This is a genomic window from Aerococcus sp. L_32 (genome assembly GCF_050689315.1).
In genome coordinates, this window is sequence record NZ_JBOEQF010000249.1 from 1 (window position 1) to 3,144 (window position 3,144).

Sequence of the window (3,144 nt, forward strand, 5' to 3'; positions counted from 1 at the left end):
TCGAATTTCCTCAATTGCCACATTTGGCAAAATAGACGTGTATAAAGAACCTGGGCCCAGAATGACCATATCGGCCTGCATTATTTCTGACACCACTTCACGCCCAGCACGCGGACTGGTGATTGGATTACCCGACACATCCACTTTCGGTCGGTCATTAGCCAAGCGAACAGTCACTTCTTGAATTTGGTCAGGGTGGGCTACAACAGCCGTTTCCCCTTCAATCATAGACCCATCTGCAAAATGTCCTTGTAAAACAAGCGCTTCCTCACAAGCTGGCAAGACCTTGCCATCCACTTCCATCATATAAGAAAGTAGACGCAAAGCGGCAAAGGTATCGCCCCGCATTTCAGCAATGGCTGCAATGATTAAATTCCCAATCGCGTGACCAGAAAATTCTTTATCTTCTTCACTAAAACGGTATTGGAATACATCTTTATATATTTTCTTCATGTCCGATAGCGCAACTAGGCAGTTACGGATATCTCCTGGAGGAATTGTACTGACTGCATTACGTAAAGATCCACTCGACCCGCCATCATCAGCCACTGTGACGATGGCTGTCACATTACAATCAGCATCCTTTAGACCTTCCAACAAGATAGGGAGGCCCGTTCCGCCTCCGATAACCGCAACCTTTGGCCGTCTAGCCGGACGTGGATTCTTATTAATCACGATAAGTTCATCGACTCTTTTCTTTTTGCGCGATCACGGTGGATGATGTTGACCTTGTAACCTAGGTCTTGGATATGGTGAGCAACACGTTCAGTCAAGGCAATTGACCGGTGCTGACCGCCTGTACAACCGATAGTGATCGTCAGACTAGACTTCCCTTCTTTTTCATATAAAGGTAATTCAAAATCTAATAAATCAGTGAATTTACGGTAGAAAGTCTCTGTTTCTGGCTGAGACATGACATAGTCATAAACTGGTGCATCTAGCCCTGTCATTGGGCGTAATTCATCGATATAATGCGGATTTGGTAAGAAACGGACGTCCATCACGATATCTGAATCGATTGGTAAACCATATTTGAAACCAAATGACATGACGTTAACCGTGAAGGTACCTTGATCTTCAGATTGGAATTCGGTCAACAATAACTCGCGGAATTTACGCGGTGTTAAGTTTGTCGTATCAATCACTGAAGATTCCTTACGAATATCATTTAATAAGATTTTTTCTTTTTGAATCGCTTCTAAGACAGAAACCCCATCTTTTTGAAGTGGGTGGGCACGGCGTGTTTCTTTATAACGAGCCACTAAAGTCTGATCGTCCGCTTCTAGGAATAGTACGGACATCTCAATGGTGTTTGTGTTGTCCATACCATTAATCTCTGTTAATAACTCATCAAAGAATGAACGTGAACGTAAATCAATTACTAAACAGATCTTACTGATTTTCCCTGTTTCTTTGATTAAATCCCAGAATTTAGGTAATAGTGACGGCGGCATATTATCCACGCAGTAGTAACCCATATCTTCAAAACTTTGTAGAGCGACCGTTTTACCGGCACCGCTCATACCTGTGATAATGACTAATTTTAATTGATCATTCAATTTGTTTTTTCCTCCTTAAAGGGGAGATGAAAGGTTGCCCTTTTATCGATAAAGCTGCCAGACAGCATACACTTAAGCCGTTAAGTCGTTTAAGGCTGCCTCATATGCCTTAATTTTTGCTTGTGTTGCTTCTAGTGAATCAGCGACCACACCAATATAGAACTTGATTTTTGGTTCTGTACCTGATGGTCTAACGGCAATCCATGTTTCATCTGCTAGATAGTATTTCAATACATTTGATTTGTCCATGCCTAAGGCTTCAGTAGTACCGTCAGCAAACTGGCGCGTATCTTGTAGGTAGTCCTCAGTTTCAACAACTGCTTGGCCAGCGATTTCACTTAAACCTTCCCCACGCAAATTATTTAGGATGGCTTCGATTTTAGATGCACCCTCTTGGCCTGGTAAGCTTACAGAGATTGTTTTTTCTTGGTAAGTGCCGTATTCAGCAAACAAGTCTTGTAAGCCGTCATAAGCTGTTTTACCTTGTTTCTTGTAGAAAGCGGCTACTTCAGCTAATAATAAAGTCGCTTGAACGGCGTCTTTATCACGAACGAAGGCTTTCACTAAATATCCGTAACTTTCTTCGAAACCGAATAGGAAAGTCTTGCTAGCATCAGCTTCATAGTTTTTAATCTTTTCCGCAATAAATTTGAATCCAGTTAATACGTCAACTGTTTCAACACCAAATGATTTGGCAATCGTTGTTGGCATCTCACTTGATACGATGGATTTTAAAATCACTCCGTTATCAGGTAATGTATCTGTATTTTTCTTAGCGGTTAAAATATAATGCGTCATTAATGCGGCAATTTGATTACCAGTAATCACTTGGTAGTCACCATTTGGCAATTTCACAGCTGCACCCATACGGTCAGCATCCGGGTCAGTCGCGATTAAGATATCCGCGTCATTGTCCTTACCGTACTTTTCAGCCACTTCAAAGGCACCCGCTTCTTCAGGGTTTGGTGATTTAACCGTTGAAAAATCAGCATCCGGCTCTTTTTGCTCAGCCACATAGGTGACATTGGTAAACCCAGCGTCAGCTAAAGTCCGTTCCACCAACATTTGACCCGTACCATGTAGGGGTGTATAAACAATAGATACTTGGTCAGCCATCTCATCAATCACAGCTTGGTCCACCACAACAGCCTTCATATTGTCTAAGTATTTTTGGTCAATTTCTTCACCAATAATCGTAATTGTGCCGTCAGCCTTAAGCGCTGCTTCATCGCCCACTTCAACAGTTAATGGGTTGTCAACCGCACGTACGTTGGCCGTTACAGCATCCGCATCCACTGGTGGCATTTGTCCACCATCTTCACCGTAAACCTTGTAGCCGTTGTAGTCAGCCGGGTTGTGAGAAGCTGTGATCATAATCCCCGCAAAGGCATTTAATTCACGAACTGCAAATGACAATTCAGGCGTTGGGCGTAATGCTTCGAATACATAAGATTTAATCCCGTGTGCCCCTAAAGTCTTCGCCGATTCCATAGCAAATTCAGGCGACATATGACGAGAATCGTAAGCAATCGCCACCCCGCGGTCCTTCGCATCTTGACCATAATCTTCTAGTAAGTTAGCCAAC

At 42.9% G+C, this 3,144-nt stretch carries 3 protein-coding genes; all 3 read right to left on the reverse strand.

Annotated features, from left to right (window positions below; genetic code table 11):
- The coding region (locus tag ACRCJ0_RS11295; RefSeq protein ID WP_431390483.1) for a gluconeogenesis factor YvcK family protein at positions 1–675 on the reverse strand (675 nt) is incomplete at its 3' end.
- Positions 672–1,559 carry an RNase adapter RapZ gene (rapZ, locus tag ACRCJ0_RS11300; protein ID WP_016897948.1) on the reverse strand — a complete coding sequence of 296 codons (888 nt, stop codon included), beginning with the start codon at positions 1,557–1,559 and terminating at the stop codon, positions 672–674. The genes rapZ and ACRCJ0_RS11295, both read right to left, overlap by 4 nt.
- A gap of 72 nt (positions 1,560–1,631) precedes the next feature.
- On the reverse strand, positions 1,632–3,144 hold a 1,513-nt coding region (locus ACRCJ0_RS11305), incomplete at its 5' end, for a phospho-sugar mutase (protein WP_431390484.1).